The organism is Aeromonas rivipollensis (assembly GCF_037811135.1).
Classification (GTDB): domain Bacteria; phylum Pseudomonadota; class Gammaproteobacteria; order Enterobacterales; family Aeromonadaceae; genus Aeromonas; species Aeromonas rivipollensis.
Genome location: NZ_CP149130.1, coordinates 4,441,702 through 4,468,463, shown reverse-complemented (window position 1 = coordinate 4,468,463; position 26,762 = coordinate 4,441,702). Strand labels below are relative to the sequence as shown.

The 26,762-nt window shown below is 60.3% G+C and carries 26 protein-coding genes; 16 read left to right on the top strand and 10 right to left on the bottom strand.

Annotated features, from left to right (window positions below; translation table 11 throughout):
- Position 1: 1 nt before the first annotated feature.
- From WIR04_RS20530 to WIR04_RS20510, 5 genes are all read right to left on the bottom strand, one after another.
- Positions 2-703 (bottom strand): ABC transporter ATP-binding protein, encoded by a 702-nt coding sequence (locus tag WIR04_RS20530; RefSeq protein WP_025328819.1) that lies wholly within the window; start codon positions 701-703, stop codon positions 2-4.
- A 10-nt stretch (positions 704-713) separates the two neighbouring features.
- Positions 714-1,499: a high-affinity branched-chain amino acid ABC transporter ATP-binding protein LivG gene (gene livG, locus WIR04_RS20525; RefSeq protein WP_041204405.1), complete on the bottom strand. Its 786-nt coding sequence runs from the start codon at positions 1,497-1,499 to the stop codon at positions 714-716.
- Entirely contained in the window at positions 1,496-2,764 is a 1,269-nt protein-coding gene (locus WIR04_RS20520) for a high-affinity branched-chain amino acid ABC transporter permease LivM (protein ID WP_338889446.1), read from the bottom strand. The genes livG and WIR04_RS20520 overlap by 4 nt, the downstream gene beginning before the upstream one ends.
- Positions 2,764-3,690 (bottom strand): high-affinity branched-chain amino acid ABC transporter permease LivH, encoded by a 927-nt coding sequence (livH, locus tag WIR04_RS20515; protein WP_025328816.1) that lies wholly within the window; start codon positions 3,688-3,690, stop codon positions 2,764-2,766. Before livH ends, WIR04_RS20520 begins: the two co-directional genes overlap by 1 nt.
- A 64-nt stretch (positions 3,691-3,754) precedes the next feature.
- A complete protein-coding gene (locus WIR04_RS20510; protein ID WP_338889442.1) occupies positions 3,755-4,876 on the bottom strand; it encodes a branched-chain amino acid ABC transporter substrate-binding protein in 1,122 nt (373 codons plus the stop codon).
- A gap of 435 nt (positions 4,877-5,311) precedes the next feature.
- On the opposite strand from WIR04_RS20510, the gene WIR04_RS20505 reads away from it, so the two are divergent.
- The gene (locus tag WIR04_RS20505; RefSeq protein WP_307766448.1) at positions 5,312-6,316 is read left to right on the top strand and encodes a substrate-binding domain-containing protein; all 1,005 of its coding nucleotides are present in this window, start codon (positions 5,312-5,314) and stop codon (positions 6,314-6,316) included.
- A 76-nt stretch (positions 6,317-6,392) separates the two neighbouring features.
- On the opposite strand, the gene norR is transcribed toward WIR04_RS20505, so the two are convergent.
- On the bottom strand, positions 6,393-7,910 hold the full coding sequence (norR, locus tag WIR04_RS20500) for a nitric oxide reductase transcriptional regulator NorR (RefSeq protein ID WP_338889439.1): 1,518 nt from the start codon (positions 7,908-7,910) through the stop codon (positions 6,393-6,395).
- 171 nt (positions 7,911-8,081) lie between these two features.
- Here norR and norV point away from each other — a divergent pair, with 171 nt between their 5' ends.
- From norV to WIR04_RS20455, 10 genes are all read left to right on the top strand, one after another.
- Complete coding sequence (gene norV / locus WIR04_RS20495; protein ID WP_338889437.1) at positions 8,082-9,563, top strand: anaerobic nitric oxide reductase flavorubredoxin; 1,482 nt, start codon at positions 8,082-8,084, stop codon at positions 9,561-9,563.
- Complete coding sequence (gene norW / locus WIR04_RS20490; protein WP_338889435.1) at positions 9,560-10,726, top strand: NADH:flavorubredoxin reductase NorW; 1,167 nt, start codon at positions 9,560-9,562, stop codon at positions 10,724-10,726. Before norV ends, norW begins: the two co-directional genes overlap by 4 nt.
- Before the next feature lie 51 nt (positions 10,727-10,777).
- On the top strand, positions 10,778-11,119 hold the full coding sequence (locus WIR04_RS20485) for a DUF1971 domain-containing protein (protein ID WP_338889433.1): 342 nt from the start codon (positions 10,778-10,780) through the stop codon (positions 11,117-11,119).
- A gap of 115 nt (positions 11,120-11,234) precedes the next feature.
- The gene (locus WIR04_RS20480; protein WP_338889431.1) at positions 11,235-12,452 is read left to right on the top strand and encodes a 4Fe-4S binding protein; all 1,218 of its coding nucleotides are present in this window, start codon (positions 11,235-11,237) and stop codon (positions 12,450-12,452) included.
- Positions 12,453-12,585: 133 nt separating this feature from the next.
- Positions 12,586-12,669 (top strand): tryptophanase leader peptide, encoded by an 84-nt coding sequence (gene tnaC / locus WIR04_RS20970; RefSeq protein WP_080675260.1) that lies wholly within the window; start codon positions 12,586-12,588, stop codon positions 12,667-12,669.
- 201 nt (positions 12,670-12,870) lie between these two features.
- A complete protein-coding gene (gene tnaA, locus WIR04_RS20475; RefSeq protein ID WP_338889429.1) occupies positions 12,871-14,337 on the top strand; it encodes a tryptophanase in 1,467 nt (488 codons plus the stop codon).
- Between the two features lie 70 nt (positions 14,338-14,407).
- Positions 14,408-15,622 (top strand): aromatic amino acid transporter, encoded by a 1,215-nt coding sequence (locus WIR04_RS20470; RefSeq protein WP_338889427.1) that lies wholly within the window; start codon positions 14,408-14,410, stop codon positions 15,620-15,622.
- A 238-nt stretch (positions 15,623-15,860) separates the two neighbouring features.
- Positions 15,861-17,078 (top strand): aromatic amino acid transporter, encoded by a 1,218-nt coding sequence (locus tag WIR04_RS20465; protein ID WP_338889425.1) that lies wholly within the window; start codon positions 15,861-15,863, stop codon positions 17,076-17,078.
- A gap of 160 nt (positions 17,079-17,238) precedes the next feature.
- Positions 17,239-17,619 carry an amino acid-binding protein gene (locus tag WIR04_RS20460; RefSeq protein ID WP_338889423.1) on the top strand — a complete coding sequence of 127 codons (381 nt, stop codon included), beginning with the start codon at positions 17,239-17,241 and terminating at the stop codon, positions 17,617-17,619.
- A gap of 24 nt (positions 17,620-17,643) precedes the next feature.
- Positions 17,644-18,324, top strand: coding sequence for a metalloregulator ArsR/SmtB family transcription factor (locus WIR04_RS20455; RefSeq protein WP_338889421.1), 681 nt, complete (start codon positions 17,644-17,646; stop codon positions 18,322-18,324).
- A gap of 177 nt (positions 18,325-18,501) precedes the next feature.
- Here the strand turns inward: WIR04_RS20455 and WIR04_RS20450 are convergent, their stop codons facing one another.
- The gene (locus WIR04_RS20450) at positions 18,502-18,729 is read right to left on the bottom strand and encodes a hypothetical protein (RefSeq protein WP_338889419.1); all 228 of its coding nucleotides are present in this window, start codon (positions 18,727-18,729) and stop codon (positions 18,502-18,504) included.
- 534 nt (positions 18,730-19,263) lie between these two features.
- A complete protein-coding gene (locus WIR04_RS20445; RefSeq protein ID WP_338889417.1) occupies positions 19,264-20,214 on the bottom strand; it encodes a transposase in 951 nt (316 codons plus the stop codon).
- A 210-nt stretch (positions 20,215-20,424) separates the two neighbouring features.
- On the opposite strand from WIR04_RS20445, the gene WIR04_RS20440 reads away from it, so the two are divergent.
- Together WIR04_RS20440 and WIR04_RS20435 are read left to right on the top strand one after the other, a co-directional pair.
- Positions 20,425-21,507 (top strand): DUF262 domain-containing protein, encoded by a 1,083-nt coding sequence (locus tag WIR04_RS20440; protein WP_289981178.1) that lies wholly within the window; start codon positions 20,425-20,427, stop codon positions 21,505-21,507.
- A 9-nt stretch (positions 21,508-21,516) separates the two neighbouring features.
- Positions 21,517-22,305, top strand: a complete 789-nt coding sequence (locus WIR04_RS20435; protein WP_289981181.1) for a HEPN domain-containing protein — start codon at positions 21,517-21,519, stop codon at positions 22,303-22,305.
- Between the two features lie 85 nt (positions 22,306-22,390).
- On the opposite strand, the gene glyS is transcribed toward WIR04_RS20435, so the two are convergent.
- Positions 22,391-24,460 carry a glycine--tRNA ligase subunit beta gene (glyS, locus tag WIR04_RS20430; RefSeq protein WP_338889409.1) on the bottom strand — a complete coding sequence of 690 codons (2,070 nt, stop codon included), beginning with the start codon at positions 24,458-24,460 and terminating at the stop codon, positions 22,391-22,393.
- Positions 24,461-24,469: 9 nt separating this feature from the next.
- A complete protein-coding gene (gene glyQ, locus WIR04_RS20425; protein WP_025328800.1) occupies positions 24,470-25,393 on the bottom strand; it encodes a glycine--tRNA ligase subunit alpha in 924 nt (307 codons plus the stop codon).
- 221 nt (positions 25,394-25,614) lie between these two features.
- Between glyQ and WIR04_RS20420 the strand changes: the two genes are divergently transcribed.
- The 3 genes from WIR04_RS20420 (at position 25,615) to WIR04_RS20410 (ending at position 26,758) form a co-directional block, all read left to right on the top strand.
- Positions 25,615-26,184, top strand: a complete 570-nt coding sequence (locus tag WIR04_RS20420) for a DNA-3-methyladenine glycosylase I (RefSeq protein WP_338889406.1) — start codon at positions 25,615-25,617, stop codon at positions 26,182-26,184.
- A 92-nt stretch (positions 26,185-26,276) separates the two neighbouring features.
- Complete coding sequence (locus WIR04_RS20965; protein ID WP_420883440.1) at positions 26,277-26,513, top strand: hypothetical protein; 237 nt, start codon at positions 26,277-26,279, stop codon at positions 26,511-26,513.
- Positions 26,504-26,758: a hypothetical protein gene (locus WIR04_RS20410; protein WP_202048031.1), complete on the top strand. Its 255-nt coding sequence runs from the start codon at positions 26,504-26,506 to the stop codon at positions 26,756-26,758. Before WIR04_RS20965 ends, WIR04_RS20410 begins: the two co-directional genes overlap by 10 nt.
- Positions 26,759-26,762 lie beyond the last annotated feature (4 nt).

The following is a 26,762-nucleotide window of genomic DNA, read 5'->3' as shown; positions in this document are numbered from 1 at the left end:
ATCAGCCGCCGAGATAGGCCTGGCGCACTGCCGGGTTGGCGAGCAGGGCCGCCCCCGTGTCTTGCAGCACCACCCGGCCGTTTTCCAGCACATAGCCCCGATCCGCCAGCTTGAGCGCCTGGTTGGCGTTCTGCTCCACCAGGAAGATGGTCATCCCCTTCTGGCGCAGCTGCTCTATGGTGTCGAAGATCTGCTGGATGATGATGGGGGCCAGCCCCAGAGAGGGTTCGTCCAGCAGCAGCAGGCGCGGCTTGCTCATCAGGGCCCGGCCTATGGCCAGCATCTGCTGTTCGCCGCCGGACATGGTCCCCGCCCGCTGCTCCAGCCGCTCGTGCAACCGGGGGAACAGAGTGAACACCTGATCCAGCAGGGCCGGTTGCTCCGCCTTGTCGACGAAGAAGGCCCCCATCAGCAGGTTCTCCTGCACCGTCAGGCGGGCGAAGATGCGGCGCCCCTCAGGCACCACTGCGATGTCCTTGCGCATGATGCGGGCGGTGCTGAGGGAGTCTATCTGCTCCCCCTCGAACCAGATGCTGCCGCTGCTGGGCTTGGGTTCGCCGCAGAGCGTCATCAGCAAGGTGGTCTTGCCGGCGCCGTTGGCGCCGATCAGGGTGACGATTTCCCCCTCTTTTATCTCGACGCTGACGTCGTGCAGCGCCTGGATCTTGCCGTAGTGGGTCGATACGTTGCGAAGTTCTAACATCTTGATTTCCTTACGACTCGCCCAGATAGGCCTTGATCACGGCCGGGTTGTTGCGGATATCGATCGGTTTGCCATGGGCCAGCGGGGTGCCCTGATTCACCACGAAGATGCGGTTGGAGATCTCCATCACCAGCTTCATATCGTGCTCTATCAACAACACTGACACCCCGAACTCGTCCCTCAGGTTGGAGATGAGGTCGTTGAGCTCGTCGGTCTCGTGCGGGTTGAGGCCGGCGGCCGGCTCATCCAGCATCAGCAGCTCGGGCCGGGTCGCCATGCAGCGAGCGATTTCGAGGCGACGCTGCTGACCGTAGGCCAGGTTGCCGGCGGGGCGGTTGGCGAGATCCTTGAGACCCACCTTCTCCAGCCAGAAGGCGGACTGCTCCAGCCCCTCTTTCTCGGCGCGGCGGAAGGCCGGGGTCTTGAACAGACCGGCGATGAAGCCGGTGTTGAGATGCCTGTGCTGGGCCACCAGCAGGTTCTCCACCGCCGTCATCTCCTTGAACAGGCGCACGTGCTGGAAGGTGCGCACTATGCCCTTGCGGGCGATGAGGTGGCCGGGCAGTCCCTGGATCTCCTCGCCACGGTAGCGGATGGTGCCGCCGGTCGGACGGTAGAAGCCAGTCAGGCAGTTGAAGATGGTGGTCTTGCCCGCCCCGTTGGGGCCAATGATGGAGATCACCTCGCCCTTGTCCACGTCCAGCTTGACGCCGTTGACCGCCAGCAGGCCGCCGAAGCGCATCGACAGGTCAGAGACGTCGAGCAATTTGGTGTTGGTATTGTTCAGCTTGCTCATTTGCGCAGCTCCATATGGGGTCGGCTCATGGGCAGCAGTCCCTGCGGCCGCCAGATCATCATGAACACCATCAAGAGACCGAACATCAGCATGCGGTACTCGTTGAATTCGCGGGCCAGCTCCGGCAACACCGTCATGACGATGGCTGCCAGCACCACCCCGATCTGGGAGCCCATGCCCCCCAGCACCACGATCGCGAGGACGATGGCCGATTCGATGAAGACGAAAGACTCCGGGCTGATGAAGCCCTGGCGCGAGGCGAAGAAGCTGCCCGCGAAGCCCGCGAAGCAGGCGCCTATGGTGAAGGCGGTCAGCTTGATGATGGTGGGGTTGAGCCCCAGGGACTTGCAGGCGATCTCGTCTTCCCGCAGCGCTTCCCAGGCGCGGCCCAGCGGCATGCGCAGCAGGCGGTTGATGACGAACAGGGTCGCCACCACCAGCACCAGCGCCATCAGGTAGAGGAAGATCACCTTGTGGTTGGCGTTGTAGGCGATGCCGAAGAAGTCGTGGAAGGTGCCAAAGCCCCCGTCCTTGACGGTGCGGTTGAACTCCAGGCCACCCAGAGTCGGCTTGGGAATGCCGGAGATCCCGTTCGGGCCGCCGGTCAGGGTGGTCATGTTGTTGAGCAGGATGCGGATGATCTCGCCAAAGCCCAGGGTGACTATGGCCAGATAGTCCCCCCGCAGCCGCAGCACCGGGAAGCCGAGCAGGAAGCCGAAGGTGGCCGCCATCAGGCCGGCGATGGGTAGACACTCCCAGAAGCTCAGGCCGAAGTAGGTGTTGAGCAGGGCGTAGCTGTAGGCTCCGACCGCGTAGAAGCCGACGTAACCGAGATCCAGCAGGCCGGCGAGGCCCACCACCACGTTCAGCCCCAGCCCCAGCATGATGTAGATCAGCGCCAGGGTGGCGAGATCGATGGCACCGCGGGACGCCATGAAGGGCCAGCTGATTGCAAACAACAGCACCAGGATGGCGGTGAGGTTGTAGAGCTTGGGCGCCTCCTCCGGGCTCGGCAGCACCAGCTTGGTGAAGCCGACCGAGAAGCCGCTGATGGAGGCCTGGAACAGGCGACTGATCTGGCCGCGCAGCATCTGGAACCAGAAGACGATGGTGGCGCCCCCCAGCAGCCAGGCCAGGGAGACATCGAGCCGGCTCACCACCAGCAGGCTGGAGCCATCGGTCTCCAGCTTGAAGCCGAGCAGCCAGAAGGAGAGCACCAGCAGCATCAGGCTGGCGATGCAGGCATGGATAAATTGACGTTTCATCAGACTTTCTCCACTTCCGGACGGCCGAGAATGCCGGTGGGCATGAAGAGCAACACGAAGATGAGCAGGGCGAAGGCCATCACATCCTTGTACTCGGTGCTGAGGTAACCGGCGGTGAGCGCCTCGACCACGCCGAGCAGCAGGCCGCCGATCACGGCGCCAGGAATGCTGCCGATGCCGCCCAATACCGCTGCCGTAAACGCCTTGAGACCGGCCATAAAGCCGAGGTAGGGGTTGATGACGCCGTAATACATGCCGAGCAGCACGCCCGCGATGGCGGCCAGGGCGGCCCCCAGCACGAAGGTGATGGAGATGACCACGTGGGTGTCTATGCCCAGCAGGTTGGCCATCTTGATGTCTTCCGAACAGGCGCGACAGGCGCGGCCCATGCGGGAGCGGTTGATGAACTGGGTCAGCGCCAGCATGGTGATGAAGGTCACCACGAAGATGATGAGTTGCATGTAGGAGAGGCTGGCCTGGAAGCCGTCCTCACCGCCCAGGGTCCAGCCCCCGGAGATCAGGGTGGGCATGGCGATATCGCGCGAGCCCTGTGCCATCCGCATCATGTTCTGCAAGAAGATCGACATGCCGATGGCGGAGATGAGGGGAATGAGGCGATTGCCGCCCCGCAGCGGGCGATAGGCGACCCGCTCTATGGTCCAGCCATAGCTGCCGGTGATGAGGATACTGATCAGAAAGGCGCCGCCCAGCAGCAGCACTGTGCTGTCGATGCCCATCATCATGAGCCCGGCCATCACCATGAAGGCGACATAGGAGCCGATCATGTAGACCTCGCCGTGGGCGAAGTTGATCATGCCTATGATGCCGTAGACCATGGTGTAGCCGATGGCGATCAACGCATAGGTGCTGCCTATGGTCAATCCGTTCAGCAGCTGCTGAACCAGATAAAGAAGGTGTTCGGACATACCGCGTTCCCTGTACTTGCCCGCAAAGAAAGGAGGGGTGACTCATGTCACCCCGACCGGCAGATTATTTGACTTGAGTGGAGGTACCGTCGGCGTGCCATTGGAAGACACCGAATTCGAAGCCTTTGAGGTCACCGTTCGGTGCCCAGCTCAGGGGGCCCATGACGGTGTCGATCGGTGCAGCCTTGATGGCGGCAGCCACGGCAGCGGGATCATCTTCGCCCGCCTTGGCGATACCGGCCGCCAGGGTTTGCACCGCGGCGTAGGTGGTCCAGACGAAGGGACCCGAGGAGTCCTGACCCTTGGCCTTGAAGGCTTCCACGATGGAGGCGTTGGCTGGCAGCAGATCGTACTTGTTCGGCAGGGTCACCAGCAGGCCTTCGGACGCCGGGCCGCCGATGGCGGAGATGTCCTTGTTACCCACACCTTCCGGACCCATGAACTTGGCCTTCAGGCCCTTCTCGCCAGCCTGGCGCAGGATCAGACCCAGCTCCGGGTGGTAGCCGCCGTAGTAGACGAAGTCCACGTTCTCTTTCTGCAGCTTGGCGATCAGGGCGGAGAAGTCCTTGTCCCCGGCGGTGATGCCTTCAAAGGCCACTACCTTGACGCCAGCCTTGTCCAGCGCCGCCTTGACGCTGGAGGCGATGCCTTCACCGTACTGCTTCTTGTCGTGGATGACGGCCACGCGCTGGGGTTTGACCTGCTCGATGATGTACTTGGCGGCGGTCGGGCCCTGATCGCTGTCCAGGCCAATGGTGCGCATGGTCAGCTGGTAGCCACGCTCGGTGATCTTGGGGTTGGTGGAGGCCGGGGTCACCATCAGCACCCCTTCATCTTCATAGATGTCGGAGGCGGGCAGGGTGTTGTCTGAGCAGAGGTGACCGACCACGAACTTGACGCCGTCGTTGATCACCTTGTTGGCGATGGCCACGGCCTGCTTGGGATCGCAGGCGTCGTCATAGATGACGGCTTCGATCTGTTTGCCCTTGATGCCGCCCGCCTTGTTGATCTGCTCGACCGCCATCTTGCCGCCGGTGAACTGCATGTCACCGTACTGGGCGACCGGGCCGGTCAGGGGGCCGGCGATGCCGATCTTGATGGTATCGGCCGCATTGGCCATGGAGACTGATCCAAACAGAGCCAAAGAAACCACTGCCCTGACTGCCATTTTGCTCAAGTTATTCATTGATTCGTCCCTTAATCAGTGGATTGTTTCATTTTCCGTGTGTCATTCCGAGCCTGTGTCCCGCCAGCCCGGCAATAGATAAGGTTCTATCATTCCTCACCGTGCAATAACAAGATGTTAAAGATACTAACCATGCGGGGGTGGCAAGCCGTTTTATGAAACAAACACCCTGCTATTTTACCCTTACTGGAGTTTAATTTTGTTTTTGTCGATTAACATCTTCACAACAACGGGTGTGTGTGGCAAAAGTCAGAGTAAAAAACTGACGATATTTCATTCTGCGTCCGCTCTCATTTTGACCAAATTCCGTTTGCGCAAAAAGAAATGACCGCCTAGATTAGCCAAGATTGACAATTCGCTGGCAGCTCTCGTTAAAACCAAGCCTTTATTCGGGAAATCTGCTACTGTTCCGCCTTTGTTATTCAGGAGACAGAGATGGCCACTATCAAGGATGTCGCCTCCAGGGCAGGCGTATCCATCTCCACCGTCTCACATGTACTCAATCACACCCGTCGGGTCAGCGAAGATGCAACCCAGAAAGTGCTTGAGGCGGTGGCAGAACTCAACTACGCGCCCAATTCGGTAGCGCGCAGCCTCAAGATCAACTCGACCAAGACCATCGGCATGCTGGTCACCACCAGTGCCAACCCCTTCTTCGCGGAAGTGGTGCAAGGGGTGGAAGCCTACTGCTTCGAACAGGGTTACAGCCTGATCCTGTGCAACACCGAGAACCAGCCCCCCCGTCAGCAGCACTATCTGCGGATGCTGATGGAGAAGCGGGTCGACGGCTTGCTGGTGCTGGGGACCGACATCGATACCCCGCTGCGGGACATGCTGCGGATCCACAAGAATGTGCCGCAAGTGGTGCTGGACTGGGGAACCGAGTGTGACTTTGCCAACGTGATCAACGACAACGCCCGCATAGGTGCACGCCTGGCCGTGCGTCATCTGCTGGAGCAGGGTCACACCGAGATCGTCTGCATCACCGGCCAGATCGACAAGCCGACCACCCAGCAGCGGCTGGACGGGGTGCGTGATGCCCTGGGCGAGCAGGGTCTGACCCTGAAGGACGAGCAGATCTTCGAAGGGGATTACGAGAGCCAGAGCGGCTACGACGCCATGCAGCGGATCCTGGCCCTGACGCCGCGGCCGACCGCTGTCTTTGCCTTCGACGATCCCATGGCCATCGGTGCCATCTGCGCCGCCTGGGAAGCCGGGGTCAAGGTGCCGGACGACATCTCCATGATCGGCTATGACGACGTGGAGATGGCGCGCTTCTCCAGCCCGCCGCTCACCACCATTCGCCACCCCAAGGCCGAACTCGGTCTGCTGGCGGTGCAGCAACTGGTGAGCCGGATCCGCAACAAGGAGCTGGAAGTCGAGTCCATGACGGTCCAGCCGGAGCTGATCGTTCGTCGCTCGGTCAAGTCCCTGCGCTGATCCCCCGGCCTCAGGCACCACGAAAAACCCCCTCCCTCGCGAGGGGGTTTTTGTTTTTGGGGCTCGGCGCCGCCCCTCAGGCCTTGAGGCCGAGCCGCCTGGCGAGCCGGTGCAGGTTGCCGCCGTCCAGCGCCAGCGCCCGGGCGGTGGCGGCCCAGTTGCCCTCCTGGGCCGCCAGGGTCTGCTCTATCAGCTGGAGCTGGAAGGCGTCGGTGGCGGCGCGCAGGCCGAGGCCGGTGGCGATGGGCGGGGCAGCCGTGCTGGCGGCAGGCGGCGGCGAGACAGCCGCCCCCAGATTGAAGTGGTGAGCGTCCAGGGCCGGGGACTGGCTGCCCTGCTCGGCCCGGGCCAGCACGGCGGCTCTGTGGATGGCGTGCTCGAGTTCGCGCACGTTGCCCGGCCAGTCGTGACCCTCGAGCAGTGCCAGCACCCCGGGCAGGATGCGCAGCCGCTCCAGCCCCAGGCTGACCCGGCAGCGTTCGCAAAAATAACCGGCCAGCAGGGGGATGTCGCCGGGGCGCTCCCGCAGCGCCGGGGCCTGGATCGGGAAGACGCTCAACCGGTGATAGAGATCGGCCCTGAACTGCCCCTCGACCACCCCCTGCTTCAGATCCCGGTTGGTGGCCGCCAGGATGCGCACATTGACCTTGAGGGGGGTGTCATCACCGATGCGCTGCAGATCCCCGTATTGCAGCACTCGCAGCAGCTTGGCCTGCAGCGGCAGGGAGAGCTCGCCAATCTCGTCGAGAAAGAGGGTGCCCCTGTCGGCCAGCTCGAACTTGCCCGCCCTGTTGTGGATGGCGCCGGTGAAGGCCCCCTTCACGTGGCCGAACAGCTCGCTTTCGGCCACGGATTCCGGCAGGGCGGCGCAGTTGAGATAAACCAGGGGGGCGCTGGCGCGGGGTGAGCCCTGATGCACCGCCTTGGCGATCAGCTCCTTGCCGACCCCCGTCTCCCCCAAAATCAGCACGTTCAGCTCCGAGTTGGCGACTACCTCTATCTCATGGCGCAGCCGGGCCATGGCGGGGGAGTGGCCTATCATCTCCGGCTGGCCCTCGGCATGGGGGGCAGAGGCGAGGGGCTCGCTGCTCTGGCGGGCTAGGCGTTCCAGCAGCAGGGCGTTGCTGAGGGCGGCGGCGGCCAGGGCGCCCACCAGCCGCAACTCCTCGTCGCTGATGTCGTCGAACTGGGTCGGGTTCATGCCGTCTATGGTCAGGGCGCCGATGAGGGTCTGATCCGAGAAGAGCGGCAGGCCGACGCAGGCGTGCACCTTGAAGTCGTCGTGATCCGGGATCAGGCCGTCATAGGGGTCGGGCAGGGAGCTGTCGGCGGGGAAGCGCACCACGTCGCCGGCCCGGGCTATGGCCTCCATGCGCGGGTGATCCTTGAGGGCGAAGCGGCGGCCCAGCACGTCCTGCATCAGGCCATCGATGGCGAGCGGGATGAACTGGCCCCCCTCGTAGCGCAGCAGGGCAGAGGCGTCCGAGTGCAGCAGGCTGCGCACGCTCTGGATCAGGCGGTGGAACCTGTCCTGGTGGGAGATGCCGAGTTGCAGGTCGAGGGCGATGCGCGCCAGGCTGTCGGTCGAGATCACGAGAATTGTCCAAATGACAGTGAATTTGTGATTTTGACTATAGAGAGTGGCTGTCTAAATGACAATGACAGATATTATTTTCGATTAAAAACAATTAGTTACAGGTTGGCACGTCCGCTGCAATAGGGAGTTCAGTCACACATTCACTATTGCCTGCTGAGGAACTGCCTGATGAGCATTCACGTCAAGAACAACATCCACTGGGTCGGCCAACGGGACTGGGAGGTGCGCGACTTCCACGGCACCGAGTACAAGACCCACAAGGGCACCAGCTACAACAGCTACCTCATCCGCGAAGGGAAGAACGTGCTGATCGATACCGTCGATCACAAGTTCAGCCGCGAGTTCGTGCAGAACCTGGCGGCCGAGATCGATCTCGCCGCCATCGACTATGTGGTGATCAACCACGCCGAGGAGGATCACGCCGGCGCCCTGACCGAGCTGATGGCTCGCATCCCCGGCACCCCCATCTACTGCACCCACAACGCCATCGACTCCATCACCGGCCATCATCACCACCCGGAGTGGAACTTCCAGCCGGTGAAGACCGGTGACAGCCTGGATATCGGCAACGGCAAGCAGCTGGTCTTCATCGAGACTCCCATGCTGCACTGGCCCGACAGCATGATGACCTATATGACAGAGGATGCGGTGCTCTTCTCCAACGATGCCTTCGGCCAGCACTACTGCGACGAGCACCTGTTCAACGACGAGGTGGATCAGACCGAGCTGATGGAGCAGTGCCAGCGCTACTACGCCAACATACTCACCCCCTTCAGCCCGCTGGTGACCGCCAAGATCAAGGAGGTGCTGGGCTTCAACCTGCCGGTGAGCATGGTGGCCACCTCCCACGGCATCGTCTGGCGCGAGGATCCCACCCAGATCATCCTGAAATACCTGGAGTGGGCCGACCACTACCAGGAAGACCGCATCACCCTGTTCTACGACTCCATGTCCAACAACACCCGCATGATGGCGGACGCCATCGCCCAGGGCATCCACGAGGTGGACCCGGGCGTGGCGGTGAAGATCTACAACGTGGCCCGCCACGACAAGAACGAGATCCTGACCCAGGTGTTCCGCTCCAAGGGGATACTGGTGGGCTCCTCCACCATGAACAACGTCATGATGCCCAAGGTGGCGGGCATGCTGGAGGAGATCACCGGCCTGCGTTTTCGCAACAAGCGTGCCTCGGCCTTCGGCAGCTACGGCTGGACCGGCGGCGCCGTTGACCGGATCCAGACCCGCCTGATGGATGCGGGTTTCGACATCAGCCTCTCCCTCAAGGCCAAGTGGCGCCCGGATGGCTCGGCGCTGGCCCTGTGCCGCGAGCACGGTCGTCAGCTCGCCCGCCAGTGGGCCCTGCATCCGCTCGAGGTGTCCCGCCCGATCACCACAACCCAGGCGGCAGTGACGCCTGCCCCCTTGATAGCCAAGGCGCTGCAAGCCGCACCGGCCGCCGCTCAATGGGACGACGATCAGGCGATGCTCTGCACCGTCTGCCAGTGGGTATATGACCCGGCCCAGGGCGAGCCGGATCAGCTGGTGGCGCCGGGCACCCCCTGGGCTCAGGTGCCTGACAGCTTCCTTTGCCCCGGCTGCGGCATCGGCAAGGAGGTGTTCGAACCCTGCGCCCTGGAGGCCTGTGTATGAACGCAGCAACTCAGAGTGACGCCGACATCAGCCGGGAAATAGTGGTGATCGGCAGTGGCTTCGCCGCCCAGCAGCTGGTCAAGAGCCTGCGCAAGCTGGATGGGGAGCAGCCTATCCGCCTCATCACCGCCGACAGCGGCGACGAATACAACAAGCCGGACTTGAGCCACGTGGTGAGCCGGGGCTGCGCCGCCGCAGCCATGACCCGCCAGAGCGGCAGCGACTTTGCCGAGCAGCAGCGCATCGCGCTGCTGCCCCACTGCTCTGTGCTGGGCATAGATCCCGCCCGGCGCACCCTGTTGACCTCGCAGGGCAGCTTCCCCTATGGCCAGCTGGTGCTGGCTACCGGCGCCAGCGCGGCGCGCCCCGAGATACCGGGCAGCGAGCATCTGGTGACCCTCAACAGCCAGCAGGAGTACGCCGCCGCCGAGGGGCTGATCCAGCAGGCCAGGCGCATCATGATATTGGGGGCCGGGCTGATTGGCTGCGAGCTGGCGATGGACATGGCGAGCGACGGCCGCGAGGTCACCCTGCTGGATCTGGCGGGCAGCCCGCTCAGCGCCCTGCTGCCCGCCACCCTGACCCAGCCGCTGCAACAGGCGCTGTGCTGCCAGGGCGTCAGCCTGCAATTCGGGACGGGTCTCGCCAGCGTGGACACCCAGCCCGGCGACGGCTGGCGCGTCACCCTGAGTGACGGGCGCGTCAGCGAGCAGGATCTGGTGATCGCCGCGATCGGCCTGCGGCCGAATCTGGCCCTGGCCCGGGGGGCCGGGCTGGACGTGGAGCGCGGCATCCTGGTCGACGACATGTTGCAGACCAGCGATCCCCATATCTTCGCGCTGGGGGATTGCGTGCAGTGGCGGGGTCAGCTGCTCCCCTTCCTGCAACCCATAGTGCTGGGGGCCAATGCGCTGGCGCGCACCCTGCTCGGCACCCCGACCCCGCTGATCCTGCCCCCCATGCTGGTGAAGGTGAAGACGCCGCGCTACCCGCTGCAGCTGGCGGGCCGCACCAAGGGCGAGGATCTCGCCTGGCAGTGCCGCTGGAACAGCCACGGCATGGTGGCCGAGGCGCACGGCGAAGATGGTGAGCTGTGCGGCTTCGTGGTGGGGGGCGATCAGATGAGCGCCGCCTTCCCGCTGCTGCGCCAGCTGCCCTGTTGATTCATCGATAACGCCAGGCCGGGTTGACCCGGCCACCTGAGGAGAATTGATATGTCCATGCAACTGATACCGTCTCACTGGGTGGTGCGTCGTTCCACCCCCTTCTTCACTCGTGACAACGTGCCCCAGGCCCTGCTCAGCCACCACAACACGGCGGCCGGGGTGTTCGGCCAGCTCTGCGTGATGGAGGGCACCGTCACCTATCACGGCTTTGCCGACGAGCAGGCCGAAGAGCCGGAGCTGAGTCTGGTGATCCGGGCCGGGGAGTTTGCCACCAGCCCGCCCCAGTACTGGCACAGGGTCGAGCTGTCGGAGGATGCCCGCTTCAACATCCACTTCTGGGCCGAGCAGGGTTCGTCGGACCAGCCGCTGTTCAACAGTCGCAAGGGGTGAGCGCCGGTGGGAGCCATCCTGATGAATGGCCCCTCTGCCCATGCAGATCAAAATAATCAATTCAGATGTTCGTTATCCTCCCCCCTTATCCGAATGAGTGCTATGAGGGAGATGCATGAGCCTGATTGAAGCGATGACCATGGTGGCTGGCCTGGTCTATCTGGTGCTGCTGGCGTGGCAGGCGCGATCGGGCTGGCAGTGGCGTCTTGCCCTCGGCCTGCTGGGCCTAATCTGGCTGGTGGCGGCGGACAGTCTGCTCTGGTTCGCGCTGGGGCTGGTGCTCGTCCCCCTTGCCCTGTGGCACAGATACCGGCCGCTGCCGGCACTCGGCGGGATCAACAGCCAGTGGCTGCGGGCCTGGACCCGCCAGCTGCTGCTGCTCTGCTGGGGGTTGGTGACGCTGCAGTACGGCATCCATATCTGGCAGCTGGGGCAGGGGATACCCCCCTGGCTGGTGCGCCCGGACGTGGTGGACGGCTTCCTGCCCATCGCCGGCGGGCTGGGGCTGCGGGCCTGGCTCAGTCAGGGCATAGTGGATCCCCATCATCCGGCGGCCACCATCACTGTGCTGGTGCTCTGCCTGTCGGCCCTGCTGCTGGGGCGGGCCTTCTGCGCCTGGTTCTGTCCCCTCGGGCTGGTGGGGGAGTGGCTGCACGGCCTGCGCTCACGCCTGTTGCCGGGGGAGTGGGTGCCGCCCCGCTGGCTGGATGTCGTGCTGCGTTCCCAGAAATTCCTGGTGCTGGCTTTCCTGCTGTTTATCGTGCTGATCGCGGTGCCAGGCGCCGCCCTGCCCGGCTACCTCGCCAGCCCCTACCATCAGGCCGCTGACATGAAGATGGGGGCCTTCTTCTTCAACCTGACCCTCATCTCCGGCCTCTGCCTCGGCTGGGTGCTGCTGCTCACCGTCACCTTCCGACAGGGATTCTGTCGCTACCTCTGCCCCTACGGCGCCTGGCTCTCTTTACTCGGTCTGCTGACACCGCTGCGCATTCGCCGTGACCCGGCGCGCTGCCTGCGAAGTGCTGGCCATGACTGCGACAAGTGCAGCCGGGCCTGTCCTTCCCGCATCCAGGTGCACCAGCTGATCGCGGTGCAGAGCCTCGAGTGCAGCAGCTGCCTGAGCTGCGTGGCCGCCTGCCCCAAAAGCGCCGATGCGCTGCACCTGGGCAGCAAGGCACGCAGGCTGGAGCCCGGTTGGCTGCTGGGCCTGCTCTGCCTGTTGCTGCTGGTGCTGCCGCTACTCGCTTACGGCCTGCTGGAGTTCTGGGTCAGCCAGACGCCGCTCGCCGACCGCTACGAGTTGCTGCAACGGCTGCCCTGGTTGAATCATTGAGCCGTCGGCGGGGGTGTATAAAAATCCCCCGCCAAACTGTTAGCGCCATCCCAAATTGCTCATGTCGCAATTGATCCTGGGGCGGGGCCCCCCATAATGGATTGCGTTATTGGTCGTTGTTAATTTCAACCAGATGAGCAACAACATGAATATCATGATCACCTCACCCAAGTGGTTTACCCTGGATCATAAAATCGCGTTCTTCTTCCCGCTGTAATATCCCCCGCGGTGCTCTTGTATTTATATGGATGCAACGAGGCCGTCTTGATTCCTGATCTGAAATAATCTGCACTGGCGCTCGCCTTATTTATTGGCGAGGCGATGTCGTGCACCCGATCTCATTATTTGCCAGCTGCCAACCATTATTGATGGCGGGTGATGAGACTCATCCTGAATATTTAAAAAAGGGTGTCTATTCATGGAAAACTTCAAGCATCTTCCCGAACCGTTCCGCATTCGTGTCATCGAGCCGGTCAAGCGCACCACCCGCGCCTACCGGGAGGAGGCCATCATAAGGGCGGGCATGAACCCCTTCCTGCTGGACAGCGAGGACGTCTTCATCGACCTGCTGACCGACAGCGGCACCGGCGCCATCACCCAGGACATGCAGGCCGCCATGCTGCGCGGCGACGAGGCCTACAGCGGCAGCCGCAGCTACTACGCCCTGCAGAAGGCGGTGCAGGAGATCTTCGGCTATTCGCTGACCATTCCTACCCACCAGGGGCGCGGCGCCGAGCAGATCTACATTCCCGTGCTCATCAAGAAGCGGGAGCAGGAGAAGGGGCTGGATCGCAAGAAGATGGTGGCGCTCTCCAACTACTTCTTCGACACCACCCAGGGCCACACCCAGATCAACTGCTGCGTGGCGAAGAACGTCTACACCAAGGAGGCGTTCGACACCTCTGTCACCGCCGACTTCAAGGGCAACTTCGATCTGGTCAAGCTGGAGGAGGCCATCCTGGAGGCGGGCCCGGCCAACGTGCCCTACATCGTCAGCACCATCACCTGCAACTCCGCCGGGGGCCAGCCGGTGTCGATTGCCAACCTCAAAGCGGTCTACGAGATCGCCCGGAAATACGACATTCCTGTCATCATGGATTCGGCCCGCTTCGCCGAGAACGCCTACTTCATCCAGCAGCGCGAGCCCGGCTACGCCGACTGGAGCATAGAGGCGATCACCAAGGAGTCCTACAAGTACGCGGACGGCCTCGCCATGTCGGCGAAGAAGGATGCCATGGTGCAGATGGGGGGCCTGCTCTGCTTCAAGGACGACAGCATGCTGGACGTCTACACAGAGTGCCGCACCCTCTGCGTGGTGCAGGAGGGCTTCCCGACCTACGGGGGTCTGGAGGGGGGCGCCATGGAGCGGCTCGCGGTGGGACTGCGGGACGGCATGCGCCAGGACTGGCTGGCCTACCGCATCGGCCAGGTGCAGTACCTGGTGGACGGCCTGGAGGCCATAGGCGTGGTGTGCCAGCAGGCGGGGGGCCACGCGGCCTTCGTGGATGCGGGCAAGCTGCTGCCCCACATCCCGGCGGATCAGTTCCCGGCCCACGCCCTGGCGTGCGAGCTCTACAAGGTGGCCGGCATCCGGGCGGTGGAGATAGGCTCATTGCTGCTGGGACGGGATCCCGCCACCGGCAAGCAGCACCCCTGCCCGGCGGAGCTGCTGCGCCTCACCATACCGCGCGCTACCTATACCCAAACCCACATGGACTTCGTCATCGAGGCCTTTGGCGAGGTGAAGAAGAACGCCAGGAACGTGAAGGGGCTCGACTTTATCTATGAGCCGGCGGTGCTGCGCCACTTCACCGCCAGATTGAAGGAGGTCGAGCCCCAGGGTCAGGCGGTCAGCAAGAAGAGTGAAAAATTAATAGAAGCATAACGAGTCAGGGGCACTTAATCAGGTGCCCCTTTTTTTTCACAGCTCTGTGAAATTTCGGGAGTGACAACACATGACATCGAAACCATCCGTGACGGGAGGGGCCTGCATTATTGCCAGCGTTTGTGTCGGCGCCGGCATGCTGGGGTTGCCGAGTGCGGGGGCGGGCGCCTGGACCAGCTGGTCCTCGCTGGCCATTATTCTCACCATGATCATCATGACGGTCTCCGGCTGGATGCTGCTGGAAGCCTTCAAACCCTATGAATTGACCGCCTCCTTCAATTCGGTGACCAAGGATCTGCTCGGTCACAAGATAAATATCTTCAACAATCTGACCGTCTATTTCGTCGGCGGGATTCTGCTGTATGCCTATATCACCTCCTCGGGTCTGATCCTGAGCGGCCTGCTCGGCATCAATAGCCAGCTGGCCTCGGTGCTGTTCGTGCTGGTGTTCTCCTGCTTCGTCTGGCATTCGACCCGGGCGGTGGATCGCATCTCTGTGGTGCTGATCGCCTTTATGGTACTGAGCTTCGTGTTCGGGGTGTCGGGCCTTGCCGCCAACATAGACGCGACCATGCTGTTCCACTCCCTCACCGAGGAGCTGGGCCAGGCGCCCTATGCCCTGGCCATGCTGCCGGTGGCGCTCACCTCCTTCGGCTACCACCACTCGGTGGCGTCGATGCGGGCCTATTACGGCGAGGAGCAGAAGGCCAAGCAGGCGATCCTGGGGGGCACCCTGATCGCGCTGGCGCTCTACCTGCTGTGGCTGCTGAGCATCTTCGGCAACCTGCCTCGCAATGCCTTCGGCCCCATCATCGCCAAGGGGGGCGACGTCGATGTGCTGCTCGGGGCGCTGGCCTCGGTGATCGAGTCCAAGCGGGTATCCAACGCCATCAACCTCTTCTCCATGGCGGCCATCCTCTCCTCCTTCATCGGGGTGGGCCTGGGGGTGTTCGACTATCTGGCGGATCTGTTCAAGTTCGACAACAGCCGCGCCGGCCGCGCCAAGTCATGGGGCGTCACCTTCCTGCCGCCTCTGGTGCTCTCCTTGCTGTTCCCCTTCGGCTTCGTGGTGGCCATCGGCTATGCCGGGGCGGCGGCGACCGTCTGGGCCTGCATCATCCCCGCCCTGCTGGCGAAGAAATCCCGGGAGCTGGCGCCACAAGGGGGCGGCTTCAAGGCCCCCGGCGGTCAGCCCATGGTGGTGGCCGTCATCCTGTTCGGGGTGCTGACGGCCATCTTCCACCTGATGGCCATGGCGGGCATGTTGCCCATCTATACCGGTTGACCTCAGCCCTCCGGCAAGCCGACAGGGGGCGTCTGCGGGCGCCCCCTGTGGTGTCGGGGGCCTGAACCACCCCGAACAGGGGAGCAATGGCCCGAAATAGCCCCCATTTCCCATCAATTCGCCCCCGGATTTGATACCCGAAGGCATGAAGGGTAAAGTCCCCCCGCGCCAGCATTGGCGAACGCAGGAGAAGCACGGCGGCGCGCCGTGACCAGTCAACAATCCGTTTGGGGGAGTAATGGAACAGAAACCATCGTTGGTGGGCGGGGCATGCATCATTGCCGGCGTCTGTGTGGGAGCCGGTATGCTGGGACTGCCGAGTGCGGGCGCGGGTGCCTGGAGCCTATGGTCCATGCTCGCGGTGGCGCTGACCATGGTGGTGATGACGGTCTCTGGCTGGATGCTGCTCGAATCCTACAAGGGCTATCCGCTGCGCGTCTCCTTCGATACCGTGACCCGGGATCTGCTGGGGAACAAGGTCAATGCCCTCAACAACCTCAGCGTCTATTTCGTCGGCGGCATACTGCTCTACGCCTACATCACCTCGGCCGGTCTCATCATAGATGGCATGACGGGGATGGGCAGCCACTGGGCTTCCGTGCTGTTCACCCTGGTCTTCTCGGTGCTGGTGTGGCACTCCACCCGGGCGGTGGACCGCATCTCCGTGCTGCTGGTGATCCTGATGGGGCTGAGCTTTGCCTTCGGCATCTCTGGTCTGTCGATGAACATCCGTCTCGACCTGCTGCTCGACAGAGTCGGCAGTGAGACCCACTACGCCCCCTATGCCCTGGTGATGCTGCCGGTGGCACTCACCTCCTTCGGCTATCACCACTCGGTGTCGTCCATGCGGGCCTACTACGGGGAGGAGCGCCGCGCCAGCCGTGCCATTCTGGGAGGGACCGTCATCGCCCTCACCTTCTACCTCATCTGGCTGGTGAGCGTGTTCGGCAACCTGCCCCGCAGCGAGTTTGGCCCGGTGATCGAGCAGGGGGGCAACGTGGATGCCCTGCTCAAGGCCCTGGGCTCGGTGATCGAATCCAAGGCGGTGGCCAATGCCCTCAACGCCTTCTCCATGGCGGCCATTCTCTCCTCCTTCATCGGGGTGGGCCTGGGGGTGTTCGACTATCTGGCGGATCTGTTCAAGTTCGACAACAGCCGGGGCGGCCGCGCCAAGTCCTGGGGCGTCACCTTCCTGCCGCCTCTGGTGCTCTCCCTGCTGTTCCCGTTCGGCTTCCTGATGGCCATCGGCTATGCGGGCGCCGTGGCCACCCTGTGGACCTGCATCATACCGCCGCTGCTGGCCTGGAAGGTGCGCAAGGCGGCGCCTGATGGCAGCGCGGGCTTCCGCGCTCCCGGCGGTATCCTGATGATAGGGCTGGTGATCCTGTTCGGGGTGCTGACCGCCGCCTTCCACCTGCTCAACATGGCGGGGCTGCTGCCTGCCTATACCGGCTGATCGGCATACCTTGCGATCCGATGCAGAAAAAGCGGCGCCTTCGGGCGCCGTTTTGCTTGGGTCATCACGGGCAGAAGGGGTGGACACTTCGCCCGCCATCGAAGCGTTGCTCCGGTCATGGCATTACTCTGCGAATTCGAGTCACCAAGGAGAAGCAGGGATGTACGATATTCACGTGATGCTGCCCGATAACCCGGGCACACTGGGGCAGTTCGGGAGCTTGATGGGGTGGGCCGGCGTCAGCCTGGAAGGAGGTGGCATGTTCACCCTGGGGGGCGCAGGTCATGCCCACTTTCTGGTGGAAGATGGCGCCGCTGCGGCCCGGGCCGCCGAGCAAGGGGGGCTGGAGGTGATCGCCGTGCGCGAGGTGCTGGTGCGCCGCCTCAAGCAGGAGGTGCCGGGGCAGCTGGGGGCCATCTGCAGCGCTCTGGGGGAAGCCTCGGTCAACATCATCACCCTGTACAGCGACCATGCCAACCAGCTGATCCTGGTTACCGACGACATCGACAAGGCCCGCAGGGTCACGGCAGAGTGGCAATGACAGGGGCAAGCAGAGAGTAGCGAGATGAGCAAACAGGAGAGCCTGGAACAAGGATTGGCGCAGGTGGCGGCCGCCATCGCCGATGGCAGCCGCGCCCGCATGTTGTGCGCCCTGATGGATGGGCGTGCCTGGACGGCGACCGAGCTGAGCCTGATGGCCGAGGTGTCGGCGTCAACCGCCAGCAGCCACCTGGCCCGGCTTCAGCAGCAGGGGCTGACGGCCTGCGTCCGGCAGGGCAAGCATCGCTACTACCGCATCGCGAGCCATGAGGTGGCGCTGGTGGTGGAGCAATTGATGGGGCTGGTGGATATGGGCACGGGGATGCTCAGGAGCAAGACCCCGGAGCGGCTGCGCTTTGCCCGTAGCTGTTATGACCATCTGGCGGGCGAGCTGGGGGTGAGGCTTCATGACGGCCTGATGAGCCAAGGCTGGCTGGAGGCTGAGGGCTATGGGCTGACCCCGCAGGGGGAGCAGCATCTCGGTCAGCTTGGCATCGACTGCATGGCGACTGGCAAACGCCCCTTTGCCTGCCATTGTCTCGACTGGAGCGAGCGACGCATGCATCTTGGCGGCCAGCTGGGGGCCCGCCTGCTCGACCATATGCTGGACAAGGGGTGGCTGGTGCGCGCGCTGGAGAGCCGTGAACTGACCCTGACCCCCAAGGGGCAGCGGCAGTTACAACGGCAGCTCGGCATCGTGCTTTGAGGCGCCATGGTCTTGCCGGAAGTATGGTGGCAACAGCGAGGTGAGAGTCGGGATCTCGGCCGCAGCTTGATTGATCACAGCCTCTTCATTGCGGCCTAAGGATAGAAAACCCCAAACATGGTCATCATGTGGGGCTTTCTATCTTGGGCAGATACTGTTTCAGGCGGTCATCGGGAGCTATTCCACCGGGGTCAGACGGAAGCCTTTACCTTGCATGCACAGATTGATCAGCTCGGCCTGCTCTTCGTCCTCTATCTTGTTGAGTTTGACCTGATATTGGCACTCGGATAAGGCATCTGTTCTCTGGGCTTCAGAGGCGCCCGCTTTCGTATATTCACTGCTGGGAGTGGAGGAGCAAGCACTCAGTACCATAATGGTGACAAGAAGGATAAGGTAACGTTTCATGAAAATGCCCTCTGCAGTGATGCATATTGAGTATGCTGCCAATATGTTGTTCTATCACTTGGCCCGGCAGCTATTCCGGTCAATCCAATGACAGATATTTCGCCATTATATAGACCCCTGGCTTTCAGATATTAACCGGGGCTGAATGAAGGTACAGAAAGCATTATTGCCTTGCCGTCCAATCCATCCCTTCCAAGACATAACCCCATCGAAAGACACCTGCAGATCGGCATCTCTCCTCCCTGAATTGGTCTCTTAATTGGGACACCCACCTGATGGGAAATGGTGGGCAATCTGAAAGACCCATTCGTGTGCGTGGCTTAATTGGGACACCCACCTGATGGGAAATGGTGGGTAATCTGAAAGACCCATTCGTGTGCAGACTGATTCGAAGGCATGAAACGGTGGTGGTAGTGCGATCCATGAGCTTTAGCGAGCGTCAGTGGCTGCCAGTTGGCAATCAGTGCCCGTGCAGCGTCAACGAGGGCTGCTGTCATCGATCTATTGGTGGTGAACTCACGAGACTTGCAGATATCAAGGACTGGGCTGATAACATCGCGTCTGGCCACAATGGGCGGCGTAGCGCTGGCAGCAAAGCTTGTCACCTATCGCTCTGATACCGTGGCGCCGAAACAGGGTGACTTGCCCCAACCATTGCCCCTCTTCTATGCCCAGGCGCTGGAGCACTGGTGCGAGATGGTGCGGGATATGGCCATGCTTATCGAGGCGAATGGCCCGCCCTGTCCAATCCACCAGAACCAGGTAGTCGGCAAAATAGCAGGGAAGTGCCTCTGGCTTCCCTTCTCTTGCAAAAGGCAACAGCGAGGGGAGCTGTGTGGCTAAATCAGCGGTTTGCTCGATACGTTGCTGGATGCTGGTGAAGTCGCTCTCCTCCGGTGTGGTCGCGGTGCCAGCCCGAATGGGATTGAGGTCGACATAGGTCATGCAGGCCAGCAGTGCCGACTCGGTGAGCAGGGCCTGGCTTTTGAAGCGTCCCTCCCAGAAGTGGCCCTTGCAGCCATCTTCCTGATTGGCCTGGCGGGCCAGCGACTCGTTCAGCAAGCGCACCAGCCAACTGATGGAATGGAGGCGCTCCCGCCACTGGGCGATCAGCTGGTGCACAACGTCCAGCTCGGGTGCTATCAGTTTCTCCCCCTGATACCAGCGCCGTACCAGCAAGGGCCACTGAAACAGGCGGGACCAGCGTTCGGCCACCTCCCGTTCACTCCATTCATGGGCAATGCTGGCCTGCACCTTGAGTACCAGATGATAGTGATTGCTCATCACGGCATAGGCGCAGATGCCGATGGCAAAGACCTGCGACAGCTGGCCCAACTTGTCGGCAACCCATTGGCGCCTGTGCTCGTAGCTTTGGCCGGAGTGATCATCCTGGCCACAGAGAAAGGCGCGCCGGACACAGCGGCTGACCACGTGATAGTAAGGCGTATCGGCGAGGCTGATCTGGCGCGAACGGGCGATGGTCATGGCGGCTCTCTCCTTGGGTCTCACGGTTTAAGAAAAGTGGAGGGGGAGTGTGTTGTCAAAGCTGGGGCTAGGTGGGTGTCCCAGCCCTTACTTGATACAAAATCCTTGCCCTTAAAGCTTCAGAAAAGATTTAGGTGGAGGTAGAGTAGAACGTTATGTGGCATTATAAGGTTATAGAAACCATATATTTATATTCTTAAGGGTGTTGTCATGAGTACATTGAAAACTAGTTTAGAAGAGTTACAGAGTCTTGCAAAAGAAAGAACAGTTAAAACGCAAACAATAGAATATGATCTAGAAACGTTAGTGAAAAAAATTAAAAGAGAAGTAATAAAACTCAATCCTGACTATCAGAGAAGGCATCGTTGGAGTAATGAGATTTCCTCTCGCCTTATTGAAAGTCTGATTCTTAACATCCCTATCCCATTTGTATACATTTCTCAAGATATTGATGTGGATGAGGAGATTGAGGATGGTCATGCTAGATACTCAGTTATTGATGGGCAGCAACGGTTAACGGCAATATTTGATTTTTTTGAAAATAAGTATCCATTAACTGGTTTGGAAGTTTTGGAAAAACTAAATGATTCATACTATAAAGATCTGCCTCCATTTCTCGTTCGACGCCTGGAAGAAAGGAGTATTCGCTGCCTGAGAATAGATTCTACAGTAGACCAGCAAGTAAAATATGACATCTTCGAAAGGCTGAATTCAGGGTCAGTGAAGTTAGAGGCCCAAGAACTTAGAAATGCCACATGTCGAGGTAAGTTCAATGATCTAATCAAAGTACTTAGCAAAATAGATGATTACAGAGAACTAATATCACTCTCTGAGGCCAGAGAGAAAAAAATGGAGGATGAAGAACTCGTTTTAAGATATTTTTCTTTGTCACATAATGATGGATATAAAGAATATAAGTCTGGTTTCAAGAAGTTCTTAACATCAAAGATGGTCGATTTTAATAACTTTAATGATGTTCAATTGAAATTAATGGAAATGGAATTTAGAGAGGTTATATCTTTTGTTAAAGATTTTTCAAAAGGAGATAAACCCTTTTCCAAATATAAAAATGTAGATGGTAAATTGGGATTTATGTCTAATTTCAACGCTGCTGTTTTTGATGCGGTTATGTATCTTAGTAAATTGGCAATTGCAAATGACAAGAAAATAGATCTCCAAGAAATTAGAGGGCTATTCTATGATGATGAATTCTTCAGCTCATGTGAAGGTAGTGTCAACGATATTTCAAAAATAACTACGCGTATAAATAAAGCTGCTGAGCTGGTTAGATAAGGATTTTATATGTCCACATTTGCATATGAATTCTTGAATCAGTTGGATGAGCAATGGTGTGAAGTGGATCTGCTTATAAATGAGGCCAGGAATGCGCAAGCTCAGAGTAAAGAAGAGCTGTACGATGTTTTATGTAGGTCATCTTCATTACTAATAGTTGCTCATCTAGAGGGCTTTGTGAAGGGATTAACAAAGTGTGCAATAAGAGATTTAAATTGTCAGGTAAAATTTAAGGATATGCCCGCAGCGGTAAAAAGAACTTATTGTAAAAAATTTATTGGATTTGATGAGAGTGTTTTTGCAAATTACAATGTCATAATTAATGATATGATCTCTGATTTAGAAAAAAGTCAAGATATAAAAGTATGTGATACCCCATTTATATTTGATAAGAACAGAAACCCTAAGCCAGATTCAATAAAAACTGTTTTTGAAAGATTTGGTGTAAAAGATATATTCAAACACCTTCATGAGTCTATTTTTGACGAGGCATTTAGTGCCAGGGCAAAATTGCAGCAATTACTGAGGGTTATGTCTTGGCATACAAGAAAAAAATTAAAAGAATATCCTTGTGAAACCAGTAGTATACGTTTAAAACTATCTCCAAAGAAATATCAAGCTAGGACATTATGGAGTGAGTTTTTGGATGAAACGAACAAGATTCGTCATTCTATAGCGCATGGGAATTCATTCTCTAATGATGAGAGTATTGAATCAATTGAAGAGAGAAGGGATAAAGCAAGGCTGTTCCAATTGGCTGCTATATATATATTGTATGATGCGATCAAGGTTGCTTAGAGAGAAATATTATGTGGTAAATCTTTTTCGATTAAAAACGGCGCCTTAACGGCGCCGTTTTTAATTTCACTCAACCCAACCAATATCACTGCAGCAGGGAGATATCCGCCACTTGCAGGAACAGGTTGCGCAGGTTGTTCAGCAGCGCCAGACGGTTGGCCTTGAGGGCCTCGTCGTCGGCCATCACCATGACTTCGTTGAAGAAGGTATCGACCGGCTCGCGCAGGGCGGCCAGACGGGTGAGGGCGGCCTGATAGTCACCGGCGGCGAACAGCGGCGCCAGCTCGGATTGCAGTGCTGCAACCTGGGTGGCCAGAGCTTTCTCGGCGGCATCCTGCAACAGTTCCGGTTTGACGACAGTCGGCAGTTCGCCTTCGACCTTGGCCAGAATGTTGCTCACGCGCTTGTTGGCGGCGGCCAGGGCCAGGGCGGCATCCAGACTGCGGAAGTGGCTGACGGCCTTGACGCGGCGATCGAAGTCCAGCGGACGGGTCGGGCGGCGGGCCAGTACGGCCAGCACCACATCGGCACCTATGCCTTCGTCCTGATAGGCGGCGCGGAAGCGGCCCAGCATGAAGTCGACCACGTCGGTGACGACGGTCTTGTTGGTCAGCTTGTCGCCGTAGACGCGTACCGCTTCTTCCACCAGTTCAACCAGATCCAGGTCCAGCTGCTTCTCGGTCATGATGCGCAGGGCACCGATGGCGGCGCGGCGCAGGGCGAAGGGATCCTTGTCGCCTTTGGGCAGCATGCCGATGCCGAAGATGCCGGCCAGGGTGTCGAGCTTGTCCGCCAGCGCCACGGCGCAGGCTTCCAGAGCGGACGGCAGGGCATCACCGGCGAAGCGCGGCATGTACTGCTCGTTCAGGGCCACGGCCACCACTTCGTCTTCGCCGTCGTGACGGGCGTAGTGCATCCCCATGACACCCTGGGTGCTGGCGAACTCGCCGACCATGTTGGTCATGAGGTCGCACTTGGAGAGCAGGCCGGCGCGCTTGGCCTGAGCCACGTCGGCGCCGATGCGCTCGGCGATAAAGCCGGCGACGGTCTCGATGCGCTCGACCTTGGCCTTGACGGTGCCGAGCTGCTGCTGGAACAGCACTGTCTCGAGGCGCGGCAGGCGGGAGGCCAGGGTCTGCTTCAGATCGGTCTTGAAGAAGAACTCGGCGTCAGACAGACGGGGGCGAACCACCTTCTCGTTGCCGCTGATGATCTGGCTCGGGTCCTTGGACTCTATGTTGGTGACGAAGATGAACTTCGGCAGCAGCTTGCCGCTCTTGTCGTAGACCGGGAAGTACTTCTGGTCGCCCTTCATGGTGTGCACCAGCGCCTCGGCCGGCACGGCCAGGAACTTCTCTTCGAAGTTGGCGGTCAGCACCACCGGCCATTCGACCAGGGCGGTGACTTCTTCCAGCAGGGCATCGTCCAGATCGGCGACCCCACCGAAGGCGGCCGCGGCCGCTTCGACGTCAGCCTTGATCTTGGCCTTGCGGGCCATAAAATCGGCCATCACCATGCCGCGCTCCAGCAGGATCTGCGGGTACTGGCTGGCGTTGTCGATGGTGATCTCGCTCTCGCCCATAAAGCGGTGACCGCGCAGGGTGCGGGCAGAGTCGATACCCAGAATGTGAGCAAGAACCAGCTCGCCATCCAGCAGCAGGGTCACGGTGAAGACCGGACGCACGAACTGGATGCTCTTGTCGCCCCAGCGCATCATCTTGGGGATGGGCAGCTTGGCCAGAGCCTGGCTAACCAGTTCACCCAGCAGCTCGCGCGCCGGACGACCTTCGACCTTGGCGGTGTGAACCAGCCACTCCCCCTTGTCGGTGACCAGACGCTCGGCCTGTTCCACCGTGATGCCGTTGCCACGGGCCCAGCCTTCGGCGGCCTTGGTCGGCTTGCCATCGGCATCGAACGCCTGGGACACGGCCGGGCCGCGCTTCTCGACGCTCTTGCTCGGCTGCTCGCCGGCCAGGTTGCTCACCTTCAGCGCCAGACGGCGCGGTGAGGCGAACCATTCGACGTCGCCGAAGGCCAGATCGGCCTTGGTCAGCTCGGCTTTGAAGTTATCGGCAAAGGCTTCGGCCAGGGAGCGCAGCGCCTTGGGTGGCAGCTCGGCGGTGCCGATCTCTACCAGAAATGTATGTTGTGCCATGTCCGTTCCTTAACCTTGCTTGTTCTCAGTGCGCTGACACATGGGGAAGCCCAGCGCCTCGCGGGAGGCGTAGTAAGCCTCGGCCACGGCCTTGGTCAGGGTGCGAATGCGCAGGATGTAGCGCTGACGCTCGGTGACCGAGATGGCCTTGCGGGCATCCAGCAGGTTGAAGGAGTGCGCGGCCTTGAGGATGCGCTCATAGGCGGGCAGGGGCAGTGGTTTTTCCAGTGCCAGCAGGTGCTGGGCTTCCTTCTCGTACTGCTCGAAGCAGTGGAACAGGAAGTCCACATCGGCGTGCTCGAAGTTGTAGGTAGATTGCTCCACCTCGTTCTGGTGGAAGACGTCGCCGTAGGTGGTCTTGCCCAGGGGGCCATCGGACCAGACCAGGTCATAGACGCTGTCCACGCCCTGGATGTACATGGCCAGACGCTCGAGACCATAGGTGATCTCGCCGGTGACCGGCTTGCACTCGAGGCCGCCAACCTGCTGGAAGTAGGTGAATTGAGTCACTTCCATGCCGTTGAGCCAGACTTCCCAGCCCAGACCCCAGGCACCCAGAGTCGGGTTTTCCCAGTTGTCTTCCACGAAGCGGATGTCGTGGATCTCGGGATCCATGCCCAGCTCTTTCAGGGAGCCGAGGTAGAGTTCCTGGATGTTGTCGGGGGACGGCTTGATGATCACCTGGAACTGGTAATAGTGCTGCAGGCGGTTCGGGTTCTCACCGTAGCGGCCGTCGGTGGGACGGCGGGACGGTTGCACGTAGGCGCAGGCGATGGGCTCCGGGCCCAGGGCGCGCAGGCAGGTCATGGGGTGGGAGGTACCGGCACCCACTTCCATATCCAGCGGCTGAATGATGGTACAGCCCTGGCGGGACCAATAGTCCTGCAGCTGCAGGATCAGGCCCTGAAAGGTTTTGACATCGAATTTTTGCATAGTGTTTTTCGCGCGAAGTGAAATCAGAGCAAGATTTGCTGAATGTGAACCGAAGGAGTATACCGTCTGGCATGGTCGGATAATAGGCGAAATTGTAGGGGATTCATGGGGCGGGGCTACGCCGGGCCTGGTTGGCCCGGGATGGAAGCACCGTCATATCGCCGATGAAATCCCCTTGTCGGACAGAGAGTCGGACAGAGAAAAATAACAGGAGACGAGGAATGGAACTGCGCTGCGCCTGGGTGACCAAGGACCCGGAATATATCGAATACCATGACAATCAGTGGGGGCGGCCGGTGCGCGACTCCCGCGAGCTGTTTGCCAAGCTCTGCCTCGATGGCCAGCAGGCGGGGCTCTCCTGGATCACCATTTTGAAGCGCACCGACAGCTATTACCGCGCCTATGCGGACTTCGATCCGGTACGCATTGCGCAGTTCGACGAACAGGACGTGGAGCGGCTGATGCAGGATACCGGCATCATCCGCAACCGGCTCAAGGTGCAGTCGATCATCAAAAACGCTCGCGCCTATCTGGCGCTGGAGGCCGAAGGCGTCGACTTTGTCGATTATCTGTGGGGCTTCGTCGGCGGCGCCCCCGTGGTCAATCAGCGCCAGGGCAACGGCGATATTCCCGCCACCTCGCCAGAGTCTGATGCCATGGCCAAGGCGCTCAAGAAGCTGGGTTTTACGTTCGTCGGCAGCACCATCTGCTACGCCTTCATGCAGGCGGTGGGCATGGTGAACGATCATCTGGTGACCTGCCCCTGTCACGCCGCCTGCCAGCAAGGCTAAATCGGGAGCGGAACAAGAAGGGAGGCCACAGCCTCCCTTCTTCCTTTCTGGCCTTGAAGGCAGCGACCATCTCGCCAGGATCTGACGCCAGGGTGAAGGCGCTCCAGCGACTCGGTTTCACCTTGGCCGGCAGCCTCCTCTGCCGCGCCGCCATGCGGGCCCTGGGCCTGGTGAACGATCATCTCGAAGCCCGCGCCGACAGGCCCCCTGCCAGCGGGGCCTGGGGCCCGCTTTTCGGCGCCTGGTACAGCCGGGATACAGTCATTCCTGTTCAAGATTGCTGTATCCAAATCGAAGTCCCCATCAACGAGGCAGTCCCATGTCACTGAATTCATTTCGTCACCGCACCCTCGGCACCCTGATCCTGGCGGGTTGCTCCCTGCTGGCGACCCTGCCCGCCCAGGCGGCCGATCGCCAGGATGCCCGCGACGTGCGTCAGGAAGTCCGTCCCGAGATCCATGAGGCCAAGGTAGATTGTCGTCAGGCCAACAATAAGGACAACTACGAGTGCCGTCAGGACAAGCGTGAAGTGAAACAGGACGTGCGTGAGAAGTCCCGCGACGTCAAATACTGATCCA

Excerpts from the sequence above, each read along its gene's own strand:
- WIR04_RS20530 (WP_025328819.1), bottom strand. The coding sequence starts at position 703 with ATGTTAGAACTTCGCAACGTATCGACCCACTACGGCAAGATCCAGGCG.
- livG (WP_041204405.1), bottom strand. The coding sequence starts at position 1,499 with ATGAGCAAGCTGAACAATACCAACACCAAATTGCTCGACGTCTCTGAC.
- WIR04_RS20520 (WP_338889446.1), bottom strand. The coding sequence starts at position 2,764 with ATGAAACGTCAATTTATCCATGCCTGCATCGCCAGCCTGATGCTGCTG.
- livH (WP_025328816.1), bottom strand. The coding sequence starts at position 3,690 with ATGTCCGAACACCTTCTTTATCTGGTTCAGCAGCTGCTGAACGGATTG.
- WIR04_RS20510 (WP_338889442.1), bottom strand. The coding sequence starts at position 4,876 with ATGAATAACTTGAGCAAAATGGCAGTCAGGGCAGTGGTTTCTTTGGCT.
- WIR04_RS20505 (WP_307766448.1), top strand. The coding sequence starts at position 5,312 with ATGGCCACTATCAAGGATGTCGCCTCCAGGGCAGGCGTATCCATCTCC.
- norV (WP_338889437.1), top strand. The coding sequence starts at position 8,082 with ATGAGCATTCACGTCAAGAACAACATCCACTGGGTCGGCCAACGGGAC.
- norW (WP_338889435.1), top strand. The coding sequence starts at position 9,560 with ATGAACGCAGCAACTCAGAGTGACGCCGACATCAGCCGGGAAATAGTG.
- WIR04_RS20485 (WP_338889433.1), top strand. The coding sequence starts at position 10,778 with ATGTCCATGCAACTGATACCGTCTCACTGGGTGGTGCGTCGTTCCACC.
- WIR04_RS20480 (WP_338889431.1), top strand. The coding sequence starts at position 11,235 with ATGAGCCTGATTGAAGCGATGACCATGGTGGCTGGCCTGGTCTATCTG.
- tnaC (WP_080675260.1), top strand. The coding sequence starts at position 12,586 with ATGAGCAACAACATGAATATCATGATCACCTCACCCAAGTGGTTTACC.
- tnaA (WP_338889429.1), top strand. The coding sequence starts at position 12,871 with ATGGAAAACTTCAAGCATCTTCCCGAACCGTTCCGCATTCGTGTCATC.
- WIR04_RS20470 (WP_338889427.1), top strand. The coding sequence starts at position 14,408 with ATGACATCGAAACCATCCGTGACGGGAGGGGCCTGCATTATTGCCAGC.
- WIR04_RS20465 (WP_338889425.1), top strand. The coding sequence starts at position 15,861 with ATGGAACAGAAACCATCGTTGGTGGGCGGGGCATGCATCATTGCCGGC.
- WIR04_RS20460 (WP_338889423.1), top strand. The coding sequence starts at position 17,239 with ATGTACGATATTCACGTGATGCTGCCCGATAACCCGGGCACACTGGGG.
- WIR04_RS20455 (WP_338889421.1), top strand. The coding sequence starts at position 17,644 with ATGAGCAAACAGGAGAGCCTGGAACAAGGATTGGCGCAGGTGGCGGCC.
- WIR04_RS20450 (WP_338889419.1), bottom strand. The coding sequence starts at position 18,729 with ATGAAACGTTACCTTATCCTTCTTGTCACCATTATGGTACTGAGTGCT.
- WIR04_RS20445 (WP_338889417.1), bottom strand. The coding sequence starts at position 20,214 with ATGACCATCGCCCGTTCGCGCCAGATCAGCCTCGCCGATACGCCTTAC.
- WIR04_RS20440 (WP_289981178.1), top strand. The coding sequence starts at position 20,425 with ATGAGTACATTGAAAACTAGTTTAGAAGAGTTACAGAGTCTTGCAAAA.
- WIR04_RS20435 (WP_289981181.1), top strand. The coding sequence starts at position 21,517 with ATGTCCACATTTGCATATGAATTCTTGAATCAGTTGGATGAGCAATGG.
- glyS (WP_338889409.1), bottom strand. The coding sequence starts at position 24,460 with ATGGCACAACATACATTTCTGGTAGAGATCGGCACCGCCGAGCTGCCA.
- glyQ (WP_025328800.1), bottom strand. The coding sequence starts at position 25,393 with ATGCAAAAATTCGATGTCAAAACCTTTCAGGGCCTGATCCTGCAGCTG.
- WIR04_RS20420 (WP_338889406.1), top strand. The coding sequence starts at position 25,615 with ATGGAACTGCGCTGCGCCTGGGTGACCAAGGACCCGGAATATATCGAA.
- WIR04_RS20410 (WP_202048031.1), top strand. The coding sequence starts at position 26,504 with ATGTCACTGAATTCATTTCGTCACCGCACCCTCGGCACCCTGATCCTG.